This is a genomic window from Thioalkalivibrio sp. XN279, assembly GCF_011089885.1.
Lineage (GTDB): Bacteria > Pseudomonadota > Gammaproteobacteria > Steroidobacterales > XN24 > XN24.
Genome location: NZ_JAANBD010000023.1, coordinates 307,501 through 326,715, shown reverse-complemented (window position 1 = coordinate 326,715; position 19,215 = coordinate 307,501). Strand labels below are relative to the sequence as shown.

General features: G+C 66.9%; 11 protein-coding genes, 2 rRNA genes and 3 riboswitches (1 of these 16 only partly in view). All 13 genes read right to left on the bottom strand.

Translation table 11 applies throughout. The features are described 5' to 3' along the window. Nucleotide 1: 1 nt before the first annotated feature. The gene (locus G8346_RS04550; protein ID WP_166048638.1) at nucleotides 2–6,622 is read right to left on the bottom strand and encodes an SdrD B-like domain-containing protein; all 6,621 of its coding nucleotides are present in this window, start codon (nucleotides 6,620–6,622) and stop codon (nucleotides 2–4) included. A gap of 81 nt (nucleotides 6,623–6,703) precedes the next feature. Then, nucleotides 6,704–6,792, bottom strand: a riboswitch (cyclic di-GMP riboswitch). A gap of 61 nt (nucleotides 6,793–6,853) precedes the next feature. After that, on the bottom strand, nucleotides 6,854–8,257 hold the full coding sequence (locus tag G8346_RS15080; RefSeq protein WP_166048636.1) for an AgmX/PglI C-terminal domain-containing protein: 1,404 nt from the start codon (nucleotides 8,255–8,257) through the stop codon (nucleotides 6,854–6,856). Nucleotides 8,258–8,266: 9 nt separating this feature from the next. Continuing rightward, entirely contained in the window at nucleotides 8,267–8,770 is a 504-nt protein-coding gene (locus G8346_RS04540; protein WP_206202574.1) for a biopolymer transporter ExbD, read from the bottom strand. Then, entirely contained in the window at nucleotides 8,767–9,264 is a 498-nt protein-coding gene (locus G8346_RS04535; RefSeq protein ID WP_166048635.1) for a biopolymer transporter ExbD, read from the bottom strand. Before G8346_RS04535 ends, G8346_RS04540 begins: the two co-directional genes overlap by 4 nt. A gap of 3 nt (nucleotides 9,265–9,267) precedes the next feature. Continuing rightward, entirely contained in the window at nucleotides 9,268–9,918 is a 651-nt protein-coding gene (locus G8346_RS04530; RefSeq protein ID WP_206202573.1) for a MotA/TolQ/ExbB proton channel family protein, read from the bottom strand. A gap of 66 nt (nucleotides 9,919–9,984) precedes the next feature. Further along, nucleotides 9,985–10,269: a hypothetical protein gene (locus G8346_RS04525; protein ID WP_166048634.1), complete on the bottom strand. Its 285-nt coding sequence runs from the start codon at nucleotides 10,267–10,269 to the stop codon at nucleotides 9,985–9,987. Nucleotides 10,270–10,280: 11 nt separating this feature from the next. Beyond that, on the bottom strand, nucleotides 10,281–10,916 hold the full coding sequence (locus G8346_RS04520; RefSeq protein ID WP_166048633.1) for a tetratricopeptide repeat protein: 636 nt from the start codon (nucleotides 10,914–10,916) through the stop codon (nucleotides 10,281–10,283). A gap of 3 nt (nucleotides 10,917–10,919) precedes the next feature. Then, nucleotides 10,920–14,042: a tetratricopeptide repeat protein gene (locus tag G8346_RS04515; RefSeq protein ID WP_166048632.1), complete on the bottom strand. Its 3,123-nt coding sequence runs from the start codon at nucleotides 14,040–14,042 to the stop codon at nucleotides 10,920–10,922. Next, complete coding sequence (locus G8346_RS04510) at nucleotides 14,039–15,913, bottom strand: lipopolysaccharide assembly protein LapB (protein ID WP_166048631.1); 1,875 nt, start codon at nucleotides 15,911–15,913, stop codon at nucleotides 14,039–14,041. The genes G8346_RS04515 and G8346_RS04510 overlap by 4 nt, the downstream gene beginning before the upstream one ends. A gap of 6 nt (nucleotides 15,914–15,919) precedes the next feature. Then, nucleotides 15,920–16,507, bottom strand: coding sequence for a hypothetical protein (locus G8346_RS04505; RefSeq protein ID WP_166048630.1), 588 nt, complete (start codon nucleotides 16,505–16,507; stop codon nucleotides 15,920–15,922). Nucleotides 16,508–16,582: 75 nt separating this feature from the next. Further along, a riboswitch (cyclic di-GMP riboswitch) is annotated at nucleotides 16,583–16,669 on the bottom strand. 109 nt (nucleotides 16,670–16,778) lie between these two features. After that, complete coding sequence (locus tag G8346_RS04500; RefSeq protein ID WP_166048629.1) at nucleotides 16,779–17,159, bottom strand: hypothetical protein; 381 nt, start codon at nucleotides 17,157–17,159, stop codon at nucleotides 16,779–16,781. 73 nt (nucleotides 17,160–17,232) lie between these two features. Continuing rightward, a riboswitch (cyclic di-GMP riboswitch) is annotated at nucleotides 17,233–17,320 on the bottom strand. A 115-nt stretch (nucleotides 17,321–17,435) separates the two neighbouring features. Further along, nucleotides 17,436–17,551: ribosomal RNA gene (gene rrf / locus G8346_RS04495) — 5S ribosomal RNA — on the bottom strand. Nucleotides 17,552–17,680: 129 nt separating this feature from the next. Then, nucleotides 17,681–19,215: ribosomal RNA gene (locus tag G8346_RS04490) — 23S ribosomal RNA — on the bottom strand (it continues 1,367 nt past the right edge of the window).

Genomic DNA, 19,215 nt, shown 5'->3' with positions numbered 1-19,215 from the left:
CTCACGGCGCGTCCCTCCCCGGCAGGGCGACCTTGTCGGCCGGCGCGCCGCGACGCCAGAAGATTTCCTGCTCGATGCTCAGCTCATAACAGCAGTCCAGCGTCTCCCACGCATCGGTGACCTGCTGTTTCACCGCCTCCAGCCGGCGCTCCACCAGCCCGGGGTCCTCCAGGTCCGCAAGGTAGGAGAGCCGCAGCACGGCCGGCGCCTTCTTCAGCTCGGCCACCAGCAGCTCGATGCGCGGCTGCCACTGTGGACGCATCTGCGCCGTGCCGGGCTGGAATACGGCGTCGGCGATATCCAGCGACACCACGCGATGCAGGGAGGCACCGAAGTTGAAGCGCAGTGCCTTGCCGCGCGTCGCCCGCTCGACCATCACCTGCTCGGTGGACATCCGGTACCCGCTCGGCAGGGTGCGATCGTCCAGCTTGAGAATGAAATTACTGCCGCGGCCTTCGCGCGGCGTGACCGCACAAGTGATGTGGAAGCGGCCGTGCTCGTCCGTCGTCGCCACCAGGCCGCGCGCGGTCGCCAGGCGGATGCCGGGCAGGCCGCGCTCGCCCGCATCCTGGACCTGGTTGCGGTTGGCGTCGTCGAACACCTTGCCGGTGACGTCGGTGCAGTCGAAGGTCGGGTCGGGCACCACGCGCACCGTCGCCGTGGCTTCGCCGGACAGGGCGCCGCCGGTCAGGCTATGGACAGCCTGGGCGCGGTTGACGAACTCGCCCTCGCCCACGCCGGCGCCGACTGCCAGCAGCAGCGCCACCGTGCGCGTGCCTTCCTCGTCGATGCCGAGGTTGTCCCAGGTCAGCTCGCGTCCCGCGACGGCAGGCTCGGCCGGCATGCCGTCGATGCGCGCCGAGCCCTCGACGTAGCGGAAGCCGGCCGGGAAGCGATCGACGATGGAGATATCGAGCAGCTCCGCGCCGAACACGTTGTTGACGGTGATCAGGTAAGGCACCAGCTGGCCGCGGCTGACGTTGAGCACCGGGGTCGTCTTGCTGATCGCCACCGCACCGTCGAGCACGGGATCGAGCGGGATGTGGTTATTGAAGATCTCGCTGGAGCCCGGCGGCTGGCTGTCGTCCAGGCCGAGGTGCAGGTAATAGCTGGTGCCGGCGGTGCGCCCGGGCACGGACGGCGGCGGGGCCAGGCCGGAGACCTGCGCCTCGCAGTGCGCCGCCGTGGCCGGGACCGCGTCGGCGGCGGTGCCCGGACATGCCGGCACCGAGAAGGCCGGCGTCGCGCCGTCGCTGGCCGGTGGAATGATGCGGGACTGGCCGGGAATGAAGCCGTCCGCCGGCGCCGCGACGGCAATGATGTAGCCGGTGCCGGCGCAGGCCGGATCGGACAGGTCCAGGTCGAACTTGTAGTATCCGTCGCCGCGCGTCACCTGGCCCTGCTGCACCGGGTCGGCGAAGCAGCTGGCGGGCAGCGGCGTTTCGCTGCCCGCGTACTGCATGGTGAGCGCGGCGCCGGCCACCGAGGTTCGCAGCATGGCGTTGTAGACGACGCCGTTGGGCGTGATCGGCAGGTTCAGGTCCTGCAGGTTGCTGCCCGAAGCGACCGCGATGTCGGCGATGGATTGCGGGCCGTTGGTGAACGGCGAGTCGCCGTCGCCGAGCATGGCGCTCAGTGACCCCGCGTCGGGCGCCCGGAAGCGCAGCTCATAGCGGTCGCCGTTGGCGTCGTTGGGCGCGATGCCGCTGATGCGATAAGCGCCGCCGGCATCGGTCAGCGTGGTGTGCACCAGCTGGTCGTTGCGATAGAGATTGACGACCCAGCCTTCGAGCGCAGGCTCACCCGCGCCCTGGACGCGGTTGAAATCGACGTCGTGCCAGGCCACGCCATTCACGATGCCGACGCCGGCGACGCCGCCGACATCTATGGAGACGCTCGCGCTGGCGCTTTGCGCCGGCGTGTTCCACTCCACCACCGCGGTATTGGTCACGGTGGTGCCGACGGCCAGGGCTTCGTCCAGCACCGCACGGAAGCGCAGCTGGACCACGCCGCCGGGCGCCAGCGGTCCGTACACGCTGGAGTAGTCGGCCACCAGCACCGGCCCCGCGACGCTGATCGCGGCGCCGGAACCATTCATGCTGGCAGAGCCGTCCACCAGGCTGAGCTGCCCCGCCACGGGCAGGTCGAGATCGTCGGTGATCACCACGGCCTGGGCAGGCACGCTGGCGATGTTGCGCACTTCCACGACGTACTCGAGCGTCGTTCCCGGCAGCGCCAGGCCGCCGCCGACCACGGCGACCTGCTTGGTGATCGCCAGCTGCTGCGCGTCGCCGACCACGATCTCGGTGGGCTGCGCGCCGTTGCTCGGGTTGCCGTCGCCGTCGGTGAGCTGGTCGGAGAGCTCCTGCGTCGCAACCACGGCCTGGTTGCGGATGATGGTGCCCGACAGCACGGCGTCGTCGACCCGGACATCGAACCGGATCTGCGCCGCACCGCCGGGCGAGAGGGTGCCGCTTCCCGTATCGGGCAACGGCGGCGTGAGGTCCTCCGAGCTGACGTCCACGCCGGCGATCAGCGGCGAAACGCCACCGTCCGGCTGGCCCACGGGCAGCTCGTTGAGATACAGCGTGTCGGCCTGGTAGGTCGTGTCCGGCGGGATCGGATCACGGACCACCGCGCCGGTGGCGGGCACGTTGCCGAAGTTGTAGACGGTGATGGTATAGCGCAGCACGTCGCCCGGGTCGACGATGCCCGGCGTCCCCGCGTCGACCAGCAAGGCGACCGTCTTCTCGGCCCACAGCGCCGGCGCATTGCCGACCACGTCGCGCGTCGGGTCGTCCACGATCGGCGTGCGCGGGTCGTCGGAAGGCTGCCCGTTGATCCCGCCGGCCGGCGCGCTGACGAAGGCCTGGTTGGCAATCACCGTGCCGTCGATCACGTCCTCGTTGACTGTCACGTCGAAGGTCAGCGTCGCCGTGTTGCCGGGCGTCTCCGCGGGCGCGGCGCGCAGCAGGCCCGGCGTCGGGTCCTCCGGGGTGTTGATGAGGATGCCGTTGCTCAGCGGGGCGCTTGCGGCGGGACCGTCCGGGACCGGCGCGCCGTTGAGGGTGGTGCTGCCAGGCACATAGCGCGTGTTTACCGGGATCTCGTCGCGCAGCAACGTATCGGCTGCGTCATCGCTGCCGATGTTGCGCACGGTGACGGTGTAGCGCAGCCGCTCGCCGGCGAGCAGGATGGCGGGATCGCCGTCAAGATAGGCCGAGACCTTGTGCACCTCGAAGGCCGGCGCCGACTCGATCACGATCCGGGTCGGATCTTCGTCACCGTCCACGCCGGGGTCGGAGGGGCCGTTGACGTTCGGGTCGTCGCTCTGCCAGACCACCGTCTGGTCGACCAGCATCTGCGACTGGTTGAGGACCGCACGGCCGTTGGCGAGCACCGGCGCCAGCGCGACCTCGAACTCGATCGTCACGCTGTCGCCCGGGCCGGCCAGGCTGAGGTTGCGGACGTCGAGCAGGCCGGTGCCGGCATCGCCGCCGGAGGGATCGGTGCTGGCGGTGTCGGCGCCGGCCGGCACCGTGACCAGCCTCAGGCTGCCGGGCTGGAACGCTTGCGGGACGTTGAGCCGATCCAGCTGGTCGATGATGCTGAAGTCCTCGACCGGGGTCTCGCCCAGGTTCTCGATGACCAGCCGGTAGCGCAGGGTGTCGCCGGGAGAGGCCAGCGTGCCGGGATCGTCGCCGCGGGTGACGTTGGCGACGGTCTTGTCGAAGCGCAGCACGGGAGCGAACACGGCCACGGTGTGGGCGTCCTCGTGGTCGAGCACGCCGACGGTGCCGTTGGTGAGCGGGCGGAGGTACTCGCGCACCTCGGCCCCGGGCGCCGCGGCGTCGTTGCTGAACCACCGCGTCGCGCCGGCCACGTTGGTGAGACCGATATTTTCCTGCGTGCCCACGTCGAGCGCGGCCTGGTAACGCACCAGCAACCGCTGGTCGGGACCGATCGCAGCCGCGGCGGACAACATGGTGAGGGTCATGGTGCAGGCGGGCGTGCCGGCGAAATCGACCGTGTAGTCGCTCCCGGCCACCAGCACCGGCGCCACCGGCGTCACCCCGTCCGCCTGGAACAGCTGCAGCGTGAGTGCGGCGGGCGCAACGTCGCACATGCCGCCACCGGCCGTATCGGGCAAGCGGTCGATGAGGGTCAGGCGGTACGCCGGCGAGGTGCCGGTGTTGTGCACGTCGAGCGTGAAATCGGCGGGCGCGCCGTTCGGCACCATGCGTGTCGGGCCGCTCTTCTCGAGCGTGAGCTGCGGCTCGACGATGGTCATCGGCTCCGTGGTGCCGGGATCGCCGGGACGGACGCTGCCGGGATCGTCGTTGCGCAGGTTGTAGGTGTAGGACGCGGTATTGGTGAAAGCGAGGCCGGCCACGTTGGCGGCGGTGTCCAGCAGCTCGACGGTGATCTCGATGACCGCCTGCTCGCCGGCCGGGATGTCGATCCCGTTCACCGGGTCCTCGATCACCAGGGCGGTGTCGGTGCCGGTGTTCACCGGCGTCCACGCCCCCGAGCCGGAGACCTTGCTGACGCCGACGAAGCGCAGGTCGGCGGCCGAGGCCGACAGGTCGTCGATGATGCGCGCGTCGTACACCGCCGTGGCATGCGGCACGGCAGGCACCGTGACGCGATAGCTGAAGCGCTCGCCGATGGCGGCCGTGGCCTGGGTGTTGGCCTTCGCCAGGCCCTGCGGCGGATCGGTCTCGATCACCACCCGCGTCGGGTCCTCGTCGCCCGGCACCGCCGGATCGGCGGGGCCGTTGATGTTCGGATCGTCGCTGAGGGCCAGCTGGCTGCCGCCAAAGATGAGCTCGGCCTGGTTCAGGGCCACGTCGCCGTCGCTGAGCTCCGGCCGCAGGGTGATATCGAACTGGACCTGGATCGCGCCGCCCGCAGGCAATTGCAGGTTGCGGATATCGAGCAGGCCGGCGCCGTTGGTTCCGCCGGCCGGGTTGGTGTTCGAGGTGTCGGCGCCCGGCGGGATGCTGCCGGGCACCAGCGCCAGCGAGCCCGGCACGAACACCGGCAGCGTGTTGAGCGACCCGAGGTCGTCGCGGAAGGTGAGATTCTCGAGCGCGTCGTCGAGGGTCCGCAGGCGCAGGGTGTAGCGCAGCACGTCGCCCGGCCGGGCCGTCCCGGCCGGGTTCGTGCCGGTGCTCAGGTTGGCCACCGACTTCTCGAAGAACAGCCCCGACAGCGCCACCGTGACGGTATGGGCATCCTCGTGGTCGACCACGCCGACGGTGCCGTCGGTCAGCTCGCGCGTGAACTGGTAGCGCGAGGGGCTGCCCGGGGCGCCATGGAACCATTCGACCGCACCGGCGACATTGGTCAGCGCTATGCCGTCCTGGGTGTCGCTGTCGATCCTGCCCTGGTAGCGGACGACCAGGCGCTCGCCGGCGCCGATGACGCCGGCCGGCGTGAGGATCTCGAGCTCCAGCTCGCAGGCCGGAGCGCTGCTGAAGCTGAGGAAGTAATCCGTCCCTTGGACCAGCGGGCCCTTGCCGGGCACCGGCGTGACGCCGTCGGCGGCGAATACCTGCGCGCTCTGGACGACAGGCGCAAAGTCGCACATGCCACCGCTCGCGCCGTCGGGCAGCTGGTCTGCCAGCCTGGTGTTCCAGGCGTCGCTGTTCCCGATATTGCGGACGTCGAGGACGAACTCTCCCAGCTCGCCGAGGTTCAGGGTCGCCGGGCCGGTCTTGTCGACCACCAGGTCGGGCCCCGCGATCGTCATGGGCGGCGTGACGCCCCACTCGCCCGGCAGCGGCTGGTAGAACACGCCGTCGATGAGCCGACCGAACTGCCACTTGGCGGTGTTGATGAACTGCGTGCCGATCACGTTCGCCGGCGAGTCGTCGAGCACCACCGTGATGTCGATGACCATCTGGGTCTCGGCGGGAATGACCGGGTCGATGACGAAAGTGAGCAGGCCGTCGGTATTGGAGAAGGTGTGCGGCACTTCGGCGCCGCTCTCCAGCCAGTAAGCCTCGTGGCTGAGGTAGGTCAGGTCGGCGCCGGTCTCGTTGAGATCGTCCCAGATGGTGATGCCGTGCAGCTGGTTCGGCGAGCCGGCGAAGTTGATGACGTTGCCCGTGGCCGGGTCGAACAGCACCGGGATGACCAGGCGGTAGGTGAACGGCGCGCCGATCGCGGCGGTGACCTGGCCCGCAGGGTTCTGCTTGTCGATCTTCTCGACGGGGATGAGCAGGTTCTGGCAGTTCGCGCGGATCCTGCTGGAGGAGCCGTTGGTGAACCAGATCTTGTGCTCGTGCGTGGCGTTGCAGGACATGTTGCCGAGGTGCACGACGTTGTCGAACACCACCAGCCAGCGTTCCTGCGTCTGGCCCGGTTGCGTCAGGAAACTGAAGTTCGTGGTCAGCGGGTTGGAGGCCGGGAAATTCCTGACGGTGCAGTTGCCGTCGACCTGGATCTGGCTGGGCGGCGCCACGAAGTTGCCGTCTATCACTCCGAAATAAGGCGCATCCAGGCAATTCACCGCCAGCGCGGGCAGCGACACCAGCAGCAGCATTGCTGCGGCCAGCAGTCGGACCACCGTCCTGCCGCTGCGCGCTCGCGCTTGTATTGCCCGTTCGGGGATCATTGCGTGCCCTCGTTCCACCTGGGGTATGGCGATCGCAGCGCCGGTGCGAACCGAGGGAGACAGCCCGTGGCAGGGCTGGATTCCGGCGGTCCCGCTGTCATGGGGCCAGGGAGCCCGTTAGACCGGTGACTTTGCGTCGCCACCTTTCGGTGGGTTTGCCTTTGTCTGAATCGTGTCGAGTGTCGTGTCTGTGGTCTTGTCGGTGGTCGTGCCTGTACAGCTGCCGCTGACTCAGGTCGCTGGCAGGAAATCGATCGGGTAGAGAATGTTCACCGGCGGTACATCCTTGGCGCCGAAGTTGAAGGTGCCGACCCGTTCCAGCACCTGCGCCGAGAGCTCCGGCGCATTCATGTCCGTGGACTGCAACTCGCACAGCGAGACCCGGCCATCCGGCTCGATGCGAATGCGCAGCACCATCTGCCCGCGCAGGGTCGGATCCCGGCGCAGCTCGCGGTTGTAAAGCCGGTACAGCGATGCCTTGTGGCGATCGAAGACGATCTGGATCTCTTCGTCCGTGCGGGACGCTGTCGCGCCGCCGCCGCCACCACCGGCCGTGGGCCGGCCGGCGCCGCCGCCGCCGATCGAGCTGGTGGCCCGGGTCACCTGGACGCCGGCCAGCGAGCCGCCGCCGCCACCACCGCCGCCACGGCTCAGCGAGGCAAGATTGATGCCCCCGCTCGAGCCCGGCGCCTGGGTGGTGACCATGGAGCGTTGCGCCGGGCCTGCCGCCTCCTCGCCCGCACCGCTGATGCGCGCGTCGGCGCCGAGCTGCGCGGAGGGACGGCTGTCGGCCAGGCCGGAGAATTTTTCGCGGAAGGCGAGGATGCCCGCGGACTCCGCGCGTTGCCGCGTGTTCGGCTCGGGCTGCGGCGTCGGCTGCGGCGTCGGCGCCTGCGCCACCACCGGCTCTTCTTCCGTCGGCTGCGGCGTTTCCTCCACCACCGGCTCGGGCACCTCCGGCTGCGGCTCCTCGCGCACCGGTGGTGGCGGCGGCGGGCGCCGCTGCTCGACCAGGCGCGCCAGCCGTTCCGGCACTTCGATCGGTTCGCCGAGCGGCGGCAGGGGGAGATCCACCAACGGCAGGATCAGCCCGAGCACCAGCGCCGCCAGCAGCGAAGTGCCCAGCGCCTTGCGCAGGCGACGGTCGTCCTCGCCGCCGCGCGCCCACGGCATCACCGCACGGCGCGCCGGCAGCGCGTCGATCTCGCGCTCTATGATCCACTCGAGCTTGCGCCGTTCCTCGGCCTGCTGCGCCTGGAACAGCGACTCCTCGATGATCTCGACCTGTTCCTCAACCTGCCGGATCTGCTCGATCACGGCCTCGCGGCGTGCCTCCACCTCGCCCCACTGGCGTTGGAAGGCATCCACCCGCGCGCCGACACGCCTCAGGTGCTGCGCGCTCTTCTCTCCCGCGAACTGCTCACCCCAGAACAGTTCCGCGGCGCCCAGCTCCCCGAGCTTGCCGAGCGCCGTGCAGGCGGTCTGCAGCAGCAGGAAGCGTTCATGGTCGGCGGACAAGCTTTCCAGCTCAGCATCGACGGCGCGCAAGTCCCGGTCGAGTGCATCCAGCCGCTCCCGCGCCTGGGCGAACTCGGCGTCCAGGGCGGCTTGATCGAGGGTGGCTTCAACGTTCACGGTGTCACTCTAGATTTGTGCGGCCTGGTGGCCTTTCTGCATCACGGCGAGGGAAATGCGGCCGTAGCCCTGGCTGGTGCAGGTGGACATCACTTTCTTGATGACGCTGAACGGCACCAGCTTGTCCGCCAGGATGGTGATCTCCTGGCTTTCCGCCACCACCCGCGTGCGCAGCCCGACCACGTTCTGGTCGAGCGCGGCGAGGCGGTCGGCGATCGGTGCGATGTCCTGGCCTTCCATCTGGAGAATGTCGGCGACCAGGGCCACCGGCTGGCCCTGCACCGTCACCTGCTCGGGACTGATGAAGATCACCACGGTCTCGCGCGGCTTCGACTCCACCACCGACTCCGGCAGCTTGATCTGCTTCGGCGTGTCCAGCACCTCGCTGGAGGCGGAATTCACCAGCAGGAAAAATACCAGGATGGTGAACACGTCCATGAGCGAGGTCAGGTTCATCTTGGTGATCCTGGTCCGGTTGCGCGACATGCGTTTCACCCGGCGACTGTTCTTCATGGCGCGTCTCCAATGGCGATGTCGGGGAACAGGGCCACGCGCAGCGGCTCCAGCGCTTCCCCTTCCGGCGGCAGTTCCACGCTGCGCACCACGTCCATGACCCGTATCAGGTGGTCATAGGCGATGTCCGGCTCCAGCAGCACGGAGGCCTCTTCCTTGTCGGGATACTCGCGCTTGAGAGCGACGAGATACTCGCCGAGTTGCGACAGGTCGTAGTCCTCGTCCTCGGCTTTCGGCATGGCGGCGATCACGACCTGGCCGTTGGTGATCTCGAGGCCGGTCTCGCGCACGATCACCTCGACGCGGAATGCCGGGGCGGTCGGCGCCGGCGCACTGGCGCTGCTGGGCAGGCTCAGCTCGACGATGGTGATACGCGAGAACACGGCCGTGATCAGCAGAAACGGCACCAACACCACCATCAGGTTGAGAAAGGTGGTCATGTCCAACTCGGCCGGCTCGTTCATGCGCCGCCTGTAGTGGTGTCTCCTGGCCATTTCCTACGCCTCCGCGACCCGCTTGGCCTTGGCGGAAATGACGTTCAGCGCTTTCACCGAGGCCATCTCCAGGCTGTCCACGATGGCGCCGGTCTTGGCTGTCAGCACGGCGTGCGTGACGAGCAGCGGGATGGCAACCATGAGGCCGAAGGCGGTGGTGTTCATCGCCACCGAAATGCTGGCGGACAGCAGGTCGGCCTTCTCGGCGGGATTGGCGTTGGCCACCGCGGTAAAGGCCGAGATCAGCCCCATGATGGTGCCGAGCAGTCCCAGCAGCGTGGCGATGCTCGATGCCAGCGCCACATAGGCGGTGCGCTTCTCCAGCTGTGGAATGATCTCCATCATGCTTTCCTCCATCGCGATCTCGATGTCCTCGCGACGGCGGACCGCGCCCTGCCGGGCCAGCCCCATGCTCAGCAGCCGGGAGACCGTCGAGGTGTCCTTGCTGGTGAGCTCGCGGGCCTTGTCGAAATCGCCCTGGTTCAGCGCCGGCTGGATCTTGTCCCACATGCTCTGATTGTGATTCGTCACCCTCGAAAGGGTGATATAGCGCTCGATCGCAATGGCCGCCCCGACCGCAAACACGATCAGGATCGGATACATGAACGGCCCACCCGTTACGAAAAATCCAACCAATGAATAAATCAGGTCCATGACCACATCCTCTTTCACATCAACTTGCCAGTTGCCCTTCGGTTCATTGCGGCCCGTGGCCGCGCCTTACTCCGCCTTGATGCGGTAGTACTCCAGTTCCCTCATGAAGACTTCCTTGTCCACCGGCCGCGCGACGTCATCCAGCAGGCCCGCCAGGGCCGACCGGTTGCCGAGCTCCGAGCTCTTCCACGGCACGATGACCAGCGACTTGGGCGCCTCGTGGTTGCCCACGATGGACATGCCCAGGTTGCGTTCCTCGGCCGGCGCCTCCACGCCCTCCTGCGGCGGCTCTGCTGCCATCGCGACGGGAGCGCTAAACAGCAGGGCGATAAAGAAGTCCTTGCGCAGCATGATGGTTCTCCTCACTGGCCCAGCCGGTTGCGCAGGTCCGCGACCCACATCGCCGCCTCGCCATCCTCGGGCGCGGATTCGACGTAGCGCTCGTAGTGCTCCAGCGCACACTCGAGGTCGCCCAGGTAAATGTCGCAGAGGACGGCCAGGTTCCGCCGCGCGTAGTGAAAGCCGGGGTAGGACGCCAGCGCCTGTTCGTAGTGCGCACGCGCGGCGTCGAAACGCCCGGTCTTGCGGCACAGCATGCCCATCTCGTTGTGCGCGACCGGGTGCTGCGGGTTCAGCGCCAGCGCACGCAGCATGCTGGCCTCCGCCTCGTCGCTCCGGCCGAGCCGCGCATAGGCGATACCCAGGTTGATATGCGCCGCGGCGGCGTCCGGAGCTCGCTCGGCCACGCTCACCAGCAGGTCGATGCCTTCCTGGTAGCGCTCCTGTTGCAGCAGGCCCAGCGCCGCCGCGAAATCCGCCTGCGCCTCCGGGCTGACACGGAGATCCTGGCTGATGACAAAGCCGTGCTCGTCCTGGATCGCTGCGGTCGCGGGCACCTCCGGTCCGGCCGACGGTGTCGCGCAACCCGTCGCCAGCAGGACTGTCGCCAGCGCCGCGATCGCCGCCCGCACGGGGCCATTGTGATTCTTATTGCACATCACTTAAGGGCTCGTCTCGCCTGTTGCACCCGTCTCACCCGTCTCACCCGTCTCTTCCGGCGCCTGCGGCGCAGCCGGCGGCGGGGCGCCCGGCTCCGCGACGGCGTCCGGTGGCGGCGCCGCGGGGGAGCGGTAGGAATACACGTCCAGCGAGGCGAGGAAGCCGGTACTGAGCTCGAACTTGGCGTAGCGCCCGGGCATCAGCGCGGCGAGCTTGTCGAGGCTGCGCTCCACCCAGCCGTTGAACACGCCTGCGCTGAGCAGCTCGAGGTTCTTCTCGTGCACCTCGATGGCCCGCTCTTCGAAGGGGAAAGCCTCCTCTTCGATCACCATCTCGTAGTCCGCCAGCTCCTCCGGGCCGAGGTCGGCGGGCCGCTCGGAGTCCAGCAAGGCCTGGCTGAAGCCGTAGTACACCTCGGCGATGTAGAAAGTGGCCGCGGCCGTGACGTCCCCGACCTCGTAGGCGACCAGGCTGTCGAAGGCCGCCAGTGCAGCGTCCATGCGACGCTGCTTCTCCTGCAGGCTGCGCTCGAAGGGCTGCACCAGCTTGACGTCGTCGAAGCGCAGGTACACCTGTTCGGCAAGCACCAGGCCGGATTGCGCGGCGAGGTAGCGCGTGCGGGCCGTGCGCTCTTCACCTGCGGCGGCGTCGATCGCCACGATGGCCTCGAGCTGCGCGTGGTAGGCGGGCAGTTCGGCGAGTTCCTGGTAGCGCGTGGCGATCTTGTGGCGTGTCTCGACGGCAAGCTCGATGGGGTGCGGGAACTGCTCGACATAGCGCAGGTACACCTCGAGCGCCTGGTCCCAGGCCGCGGCACCCTCGTACAGCTCGCCGGCGAGCAGCAGCGCCTCGCGCGCCAGTTCCGGGTCGTCTGCTTCCGCGGAGACGCGCTCGTACTCCGCCGCCGCGCGCGTGACCTGGCCGTCCTCGCGGTAGACGTGCGCAATCTGCTTGCCCGCCTCCCTGTTGAGCTCATGCTCCGGATATTCGCGGCGGAAATCCTCCAGCACTGCGGCCGCCATGGCCCAGTCCTCGAGGCGGATCAGGGCCGCGCCGGCGTCGTACTCCGCTGCGGCGCGAATGGTAGAAGTCGGCGTCGCGGTGCGGATGCGCAGGAAATGATCGGCCGCGGCACGGTAGTCCTCGCGTGCATTGGCGAGCTCGCCCTGCTTGTAGATGGCGGCGGCGAGGTTGTCGATAAAGTCCGGCCGGGTTTCGTCTTCCGCGCCGGTCAGCGCCAGGACGCTGCTGTAGGCCAGCTCGGCGGCCGCGTAGTCTTCCAGGTCGAACGAGGAGTGCGCGACCACGATCCAGGCGGAGCGCCGCAGCGGCGCCCCGGCGTCGGGATAGCGTTCGAGCAGCGCATGGCCAGATTCACGCGCGCGTTCGAACTGCTGCATCTCGTAAAGGTCGTCGGCCGCTGCACCCAGCACCATGGCGGCGTGCTCGTGCCCGGGGAATGTCTCGGCGAAGCGCAGTGAACTCTCGACCGCCTCGCGCCGGACCTGGTCCGGCGCCTCGAGAGCCGCTTTCTGCCGCTCGCGATGCGCATAAACCGCAGCGTAGCCGGCCGCTGCCGATTGCTCGTGCAGCGGGTACTCGTAGGCGATGCGCTCGTATTCCAGCGCCGCCGGGGCGAAATCGCCGGCCTCGAACTGCAGGTCGGCCAGCTGGTAGTGGACCGCAGGCGTGTCCTCCTCACCAGGGAAGGAGGCCAGGAAGGCGCGATACCACTGCTGCGCCTCGCGGTAATTTTCCTGCTGCTCGTCTGCCAGCAACTCGTCCTGGTACATGGCGTGGTAGTGGTTCGCCAGGTCCTCCAGGTTGCTCTTCAGGAAGCTCACCACTTCCGGGCGCTCGGCAATGTCGAAGTGCAGCCAGTACTCCGCGCCCAGGCCATAGCTGTTGGCGAAGTCCTTCTTCGCCTGCACCACCAGCATGGGGAAGCCGGCGGCGCCGTAGATCTCGACCACCCGCATGCTGAACTGGGGAGCGACGCGATGCAGCGCGTTCTGCTCGATGAAGGCGGTGTACACCTTGGCGGCGTCGTTGTAGCGCAGCTTGTCGAAGTAGAACTCGCCGAGGTTGCCGTAAATACGGTCCTCGAAGCTGCGGTGACCGTTCTCGGCGAAGTACTCCTGCACCACCTCGGGGGGGCCGAGGTTGGAGAAGCTGAGGCTGATCACACGGAAGGTGTCGGCCACGCGGCGCTCGTCGGCCTCCTCGTTCTGCTGGTCGAAGTCGTAACCGATGGAGACGCGGTAATCGAGCAGGGCGATGAACTCGTGCAGCGCTTCCTCGTAAAAGTCCTGCTTGAAGAGCGTCCAGCCGAGCTTGTACAGGGCCAGCTCGTAAAAGCTCGAACCCCGGCCCATCGCCGTGACGGCCTGGTACGCCGCCTCGGCCTCGAGATACTGGCGCCGGGTGAAGAAATACTCGCCGCGCCGGAACTGCACTTCGTCGATATAACGCGAATCCGGGTACTCGGCGATCAGCCGTTCCATCACCCGCATCGCGTCCTCGGTCATGCCGATTTCGTCGTAGGCGCGCGACATCTGGTAGAGCACCTGGTCGTTGTGCGGGTAGTAGGGGTAGGTGGCGAGGATGCGCTGGTAAAGCTCGATCGCCTCGCTCGGCCCCGCGGGTTGTCCCTCGCCAGCACTCGCGCCCGCAGGCAATGCCGGAGCGTCGGCTGTGCCGGTCGCGGCGACCGCCTGCTCACCGGCGGCGCGCTGCTGGAAATCGTCCTCGGGCTCGGACAGGTCGGCCATGCCCTGCACGGCGCCGGCCTCGTCGTTACTGCGGCGCGACGCAGACACGTCGGCGCGCGGCTCGGGCGCCGGCAGCTCCACCGGCGTGCCGTCGCCGAGAATGCCGAAGTCCCGCTCGATCTGCAGGTCCGCCAGGCGCCGCATGGCCTCGGGCGTGCGCGCCGACTCCGGCGTTTCCTCGAGATACGCTCGATAACCGGCCATGGCCCGGTCCAGGCCGTCAGTCACCTGGACTTCCTGCACGTCCGCCGCGACGGACCTCAACTCGGCCAGCGTGCGGCGGTCGGGATCCGTGGCACAGGCCGTGAGCGCCAGTGGCGCGACCGCCAGCAGCATGGCGACGCGGCGTGTCATCCCTGGTCCTCCGCGGCCTGGGCCTTGGTAGCGCGGTCGAAGCTGTCGGCAAAGGCGTAACGGGCCTCGTTCTGGTAGGCCTCGAGCCGCTGCCGGCGCAGGTCAAGCTCGGCCACTGCCACGCGCTCGAGCATGTGCCCCTGGCGCGCCATGAGCACCTGCAACTGCTCCAGGACCCCGCTCACGCGCCGACGCAACCTGGAGATCTGCTCGTCGTAACCGATGTAGCTGTGCATCGCAGCCTGCCGGGCACGCACGAAGGACTGGTATTGCGCCTCCATGGCGACGACGACCTCGTTCAGCGCCGCCAGGTTCTCGTGCGCCTGGGTAAAGCGCTCGTGGTAACGGGTCTCGAGCTCCCATTGCAGCAGCCCCTCGAGGCGCTCCAGGCGCGCGCGCAAGGCTGCTTCCTCGGGCGAGTCCGCCGCCCCCAGCCGCTGGGCGAGTTCACGCAGGGTCTCGAGGGCGACGCGCTCGTCGGCGGTCGCCAGGTAGTCCGGTCGCGGCGCAGTCAGCATGGCTTGCAGTCGCCGATCGATGCCGGCGCGCTGGGCCTGGCGCAAGCGGATCTGTGAGTCGAGCTCGCGGAACTGGCGATCCAGCTCGGGCAGGATCGGCTCGAAGTAGGCGTGGCGCTGCGCGATCACGTCCTCGAAGGCGTCGAAGCTGCGCTCCCAGGAGACCAGCCGCTTGCGCAGGTCCTCGAGATCCAGGTAATTCTGCAGGGCCGTCTGGAAATCATGCGAGGCCATCAGGGTCGCGAGGTAAAAGGTCTCCGGCGTCTCGGGCAGCGAGCGCAAACGGATCACCCAGTCCTTGTTGAGGCGTATTTCCTCGCGCACCAGCGCCGCGAGGAACCTGCCCTCGCGAATGCTGCGAATGGATGCGTCCACCTTGTCCAGCTCCTGGCCGAAAATCTCCACGGCCTCGCCGTAGAGCAGCGCCGCCCGGCCGTGGACGTTCAGCCGGCTGTAGGCGTAGGGCAGCGCCAGGATCGCCTCCTGCACTGCGGCGTCGGTGACCTCGCGCTCGGCGAGCATGGCCAGCGGCACCAGCGCCCGTTCGAAGTTCTCAGCGGAAACGTGCGCCCAGCCGGCCCCGAGCAAGGCCTGGTTCGAGAACGGGCCTTCCAGCCGCACGCGCTCGAGCGCGGCCTGTGCTGAGCCGTAGTCTTCAGACTCGAGCAGCAGCGCACCGCGCACGAAGTTGGCCTTGTCGCGCATCGCAAGCCCGGCCTGGTCCAGTCCCTGCAGCTTGCCGGCCCGGTCGAGCTGCGCCATGGCTTCACGCTCCTGCCCGTCCTGCAACAGCGCGATGCCGAGGTTGTAGGCGCTGAATGCCTCCAGGCCCTTGGCGTCCTGCAGCTCGCGCAACACTTCGGCCGCCTCGCCGGGGCGGCCGAGCGCCAGGTAGACGTTGGCACGGAGGAACTCGACGTCTGCGCTGATCTCGTCCGGGACGACGCCGGAAATCCGCTCCAGCGCGAACAGCGCGTCTTCCGGCTGGTCTTTCTGGAAGTGGATGCGCGCCAGGCGGAAGGCGGCCTCGTTGCGCACCGCCTCGTCCACGTCGCCTTCCAGCACGGCGCGGATGGCGCGGCCAGCGCGGTGATGCATCCGGTAGTGCAGCTCGAAGTCGCCGACCGAGAACTCCGCGCGGCCGACATGATAGTGCAGGCTGTCGAGCTCGGGCTCATCGACGCGATAGTGCTGTGCCAGCTCGGTGTCGAGCCGCTCCAGGGCGTCGAGATAGCGCTCCTGGTGCGCGTAATACAGCGCTTCTCCGAAGTACGGGTCACGCAGCTGCTCCGCCGCGCCGGCGACCGGGCAGGTCGCCAGGCCGGCTGCGAGCAACCATGTGAGTCGTCGCATCACGAACTACCAGTTTCCCAGCGCGACGCCGATGCCGTCGCCGTCGGGCTGGCCGAGACTGATGGCCACCATCTTGGGCTCGACGCCCTTGGTGAACTTGAAGTTCTCGCTGCGCCGGAAATCGGCGCCGCTGCGCAGCTTGCCGCTGACCGTCACCACAAGCTCGTGCTCACCGCTCGGCAGGTTGCCGGTGAACAGGCGCTGCACGCCGCCCTTCTGCAACGCCTCGAGTTCCTTGAAGCTGTAGATGTGATGCGCCACCGGCCGGCCGGCGAGCTGCACTTCGACCGCGTCCAGGCGGTAAGAGGCGCCCTCCTCCAGCGAGACGAACACGGAAAGCTGGGTGCTGGACGGAAACAGCAGGCGCTCCTCGAGCTGGCTCAGCTCGGCGGCGATCGCCAGCACGTCCGCCTTGATCTCCTGGACCTGCTCGTCCAGTCCTTTCATCTGTTCGCGGGAGATCTCGGGCGCCGCGGCCGTGGCGAGCCCGGCCCAGCACAGGAGGACCAGGGCAAACAGCCGCGCCAGGTGCAGGCCGGGGAATCGGCAAGCGCCGAGCCTGTTGCAGCAGGGAATGCTGGAGCTTGAAGTCATGGCCGCCCTCGTTACACCACCAGGTGAAAGGGCAAAGCCACCAGGGACCGGAGAAGGCCAATACACGGACTGGATTTCGGCGGTCCCGCTGTCATGGGGCAGAAGCCCTTTAGACCGGTGACTTTGCGTCCCCACCTTTCGATGGGTTTGCCTTTATCTAAATCGTGTTGCGACTATCGCCCGATTTATGGCGCGAAAAGCGTGCGCGCCATCACAATTCTGCTGTGAAAATTGAACTTGCGCGGCCGGGCGACCGCCATCGCGGCGCCGCTCAGAGCATGCCGACGAGATTCAGGAACACGTAGTGGTCGTCCGCCAGCGCCTCGGCCGGAGCGAGCGAGAAGACGGCGCGCGTGTAGCGCAAGCCGAACTTGAAATTCCGGCTGACCTGGCGATACAGGCCGGCGCTGTCGCTCTGCCCGGCCTCTGCGGCGGGGAACGCGTCGGTACGCGACGCACCCGGCACGTGCCGCCGGATGTCGACGTCCGCCATCGCTACCGGGCGCGTGTGCAACGGGGCGAACTCGGCGCCCTCCGCCGCCGCGGCCTGTTGCGACCACAGCCCGGCGAGCACGCAACAGAGGGCAAGGAAAACGGTCCAGGCGCGATTGCCGGAGACGCGAGAAAGGAAAGTCGTTTCGAATTTGCTCATCGCTGTCCACTCCCGCCACCCGATGCGCGCACGCTTCGCCGGGAGGATAAAGAACAGCCATGGCGGCCGTGATTCCGGCGGTCCCGCTGTCGTGGGGCGATGCGCCCGTTAGACCGGAGACTTTGCGTCGCCACCTTTCGGTGGGTTTGCCCTTGTCTGAACCTGGCCTCGACTTTGCCCCTGCAAAGCGCCGGATTAATGTGCGCCAGCTCACAGTTTCGCGCGCAAAAAGAAAAACCCCCGGCCTCGAGCGAGACCGGGGGTTTTGTTTTAGGTGCCTGGCAGTGACCTACTCTCACACGGGGAAACCCCGCACTACCATCGGCGCTGAGCGTTTTCACTTCCGAGTTCGGAATGGGATCGGGTGGTTCCCGCTCGCTAATGCCGCCAGGCAAACTGGTTCACGTATCGCGCCCCGCCGTCAAAGCCGGGCGCCGCGAAATCGGAAAGTTTTGACGTCGTCGCTCCAAGGCGACGCATAAGTTCAAGGAGCACCAACACCCTGAATGCTTGGGTGTTATATGGTCAAGCCTCACGGGCAATTAGTATCGGTTAGCTAAACACATTGCTGCGCTTACACACCCGACCTATCAACCTCGTAGTCTACGAGGGCCCTTCAGGGGGATCGAGTCCCCAGGGAAAACTTATCTCAGGGTGGGCTTCCCGCTTAGATGCCTTCAGCGGTTATCCCTTCCGTACATAGCTACCCGGCAGTGCCACTGGCGTGACAACCGGAACACCAGAGGTACGTCCACTCCGGTCCTCTCGTACTAGGAGCAGATCCCTTCAATTTTCCAACGCCCACGGCAGATAGGGACCGAACTGTCTCACGACGTTCTGAACCCAGCTCGCGTACCACTTTAAATGGCGAACAGCCATACCCTTGGGACCTGCTACAGCCCCAGGATGTGATGAGCCGACATCGAGGTGCCAAACTCCCCCGTCGATGTGGACTCTTGGGAGGAATCAGCCTGTTATCCCCGGAGTACCTTTTATCCGTTGAGCGATGGCCCTTCCATATGGAACCACCGGATCACTAGGACCTGCTTTCGCACCTGCTCGACGTGTCTGTCTCGCAGTCAAGCACCCTTATGCCCTTGCACGCAATGCGCGATGTCCGACCGCGCTGAGGGTACCTTTGTGCTCCTCCGTTACTCTTTGGGAGGAGACCGCCCCAGTCAAACTACCCACCATACACTGTCCCTGATCCGGATAACGGATCTAGGTTAGAACTCCAAGCAAGCCAGGCTGGTATTTCAAGGGCGGCTCCACCAGGACTGGCGTCCCAGCTTCAAAGCCTCCCAGCTATCCTACACAAGCGTGCTCAAAATTCAGTGCAAAGCTGTAGTAAAGGTTCACGGGGTCTTTCCGTCTAGCCGCGGGAACGCTGCATCTTCACAGCGAATTCAATTTCACTGAGTCTCGGGTGGAGACAGTGTGGCCATCGTTACGCCATTCGTGCAGGTCGGAACTTACCCGACAAGGAATTTCGCTACCTTAGGACCGTTATAGTTACGGCCGCCGTTTACCGGGGCTTCGATCAAGAGCTTCGGTTTCCCTAACCCCATCAATTAACCTTCCGGCACCGGGCAGGCGTCACACCCTATACTTCCACTTTCGTGTTTGCAGAGTGCTGTGTTTTTGATAAACAGTCGCAGCCACCTGGTCACTGCAACCCCCACCAGCTCAAAGAGCAAGTCTCGTCACCGGCAGGGGCGTACCTTCTCCCGAAGTTACGGTACCAATTTGCCTAGTTCCTTCACCCGAGTTCTCTCAAGCGCCTTAGGATTCTCTCCTCACCCACCTGTGTCGGTTTACGGTACGGTCATGTATTACCTGAAGCTTAGAGGCTTTTCCTGGAAGCTTGGCATCAATCACTTCGCTCCACATGGGAACTCGTCATCACGCCTCAGGATATGTGCGGCCGGATTTGCCTAACCACACTCCCTACACGCTTGAACCGGGACAACCAACGCCCGGATGACCTAGCCTACTCCGTCCCCCCATCGCAGTAATACACGGTGCAGGAATATTAACCTGCTTCCCATCGACTACG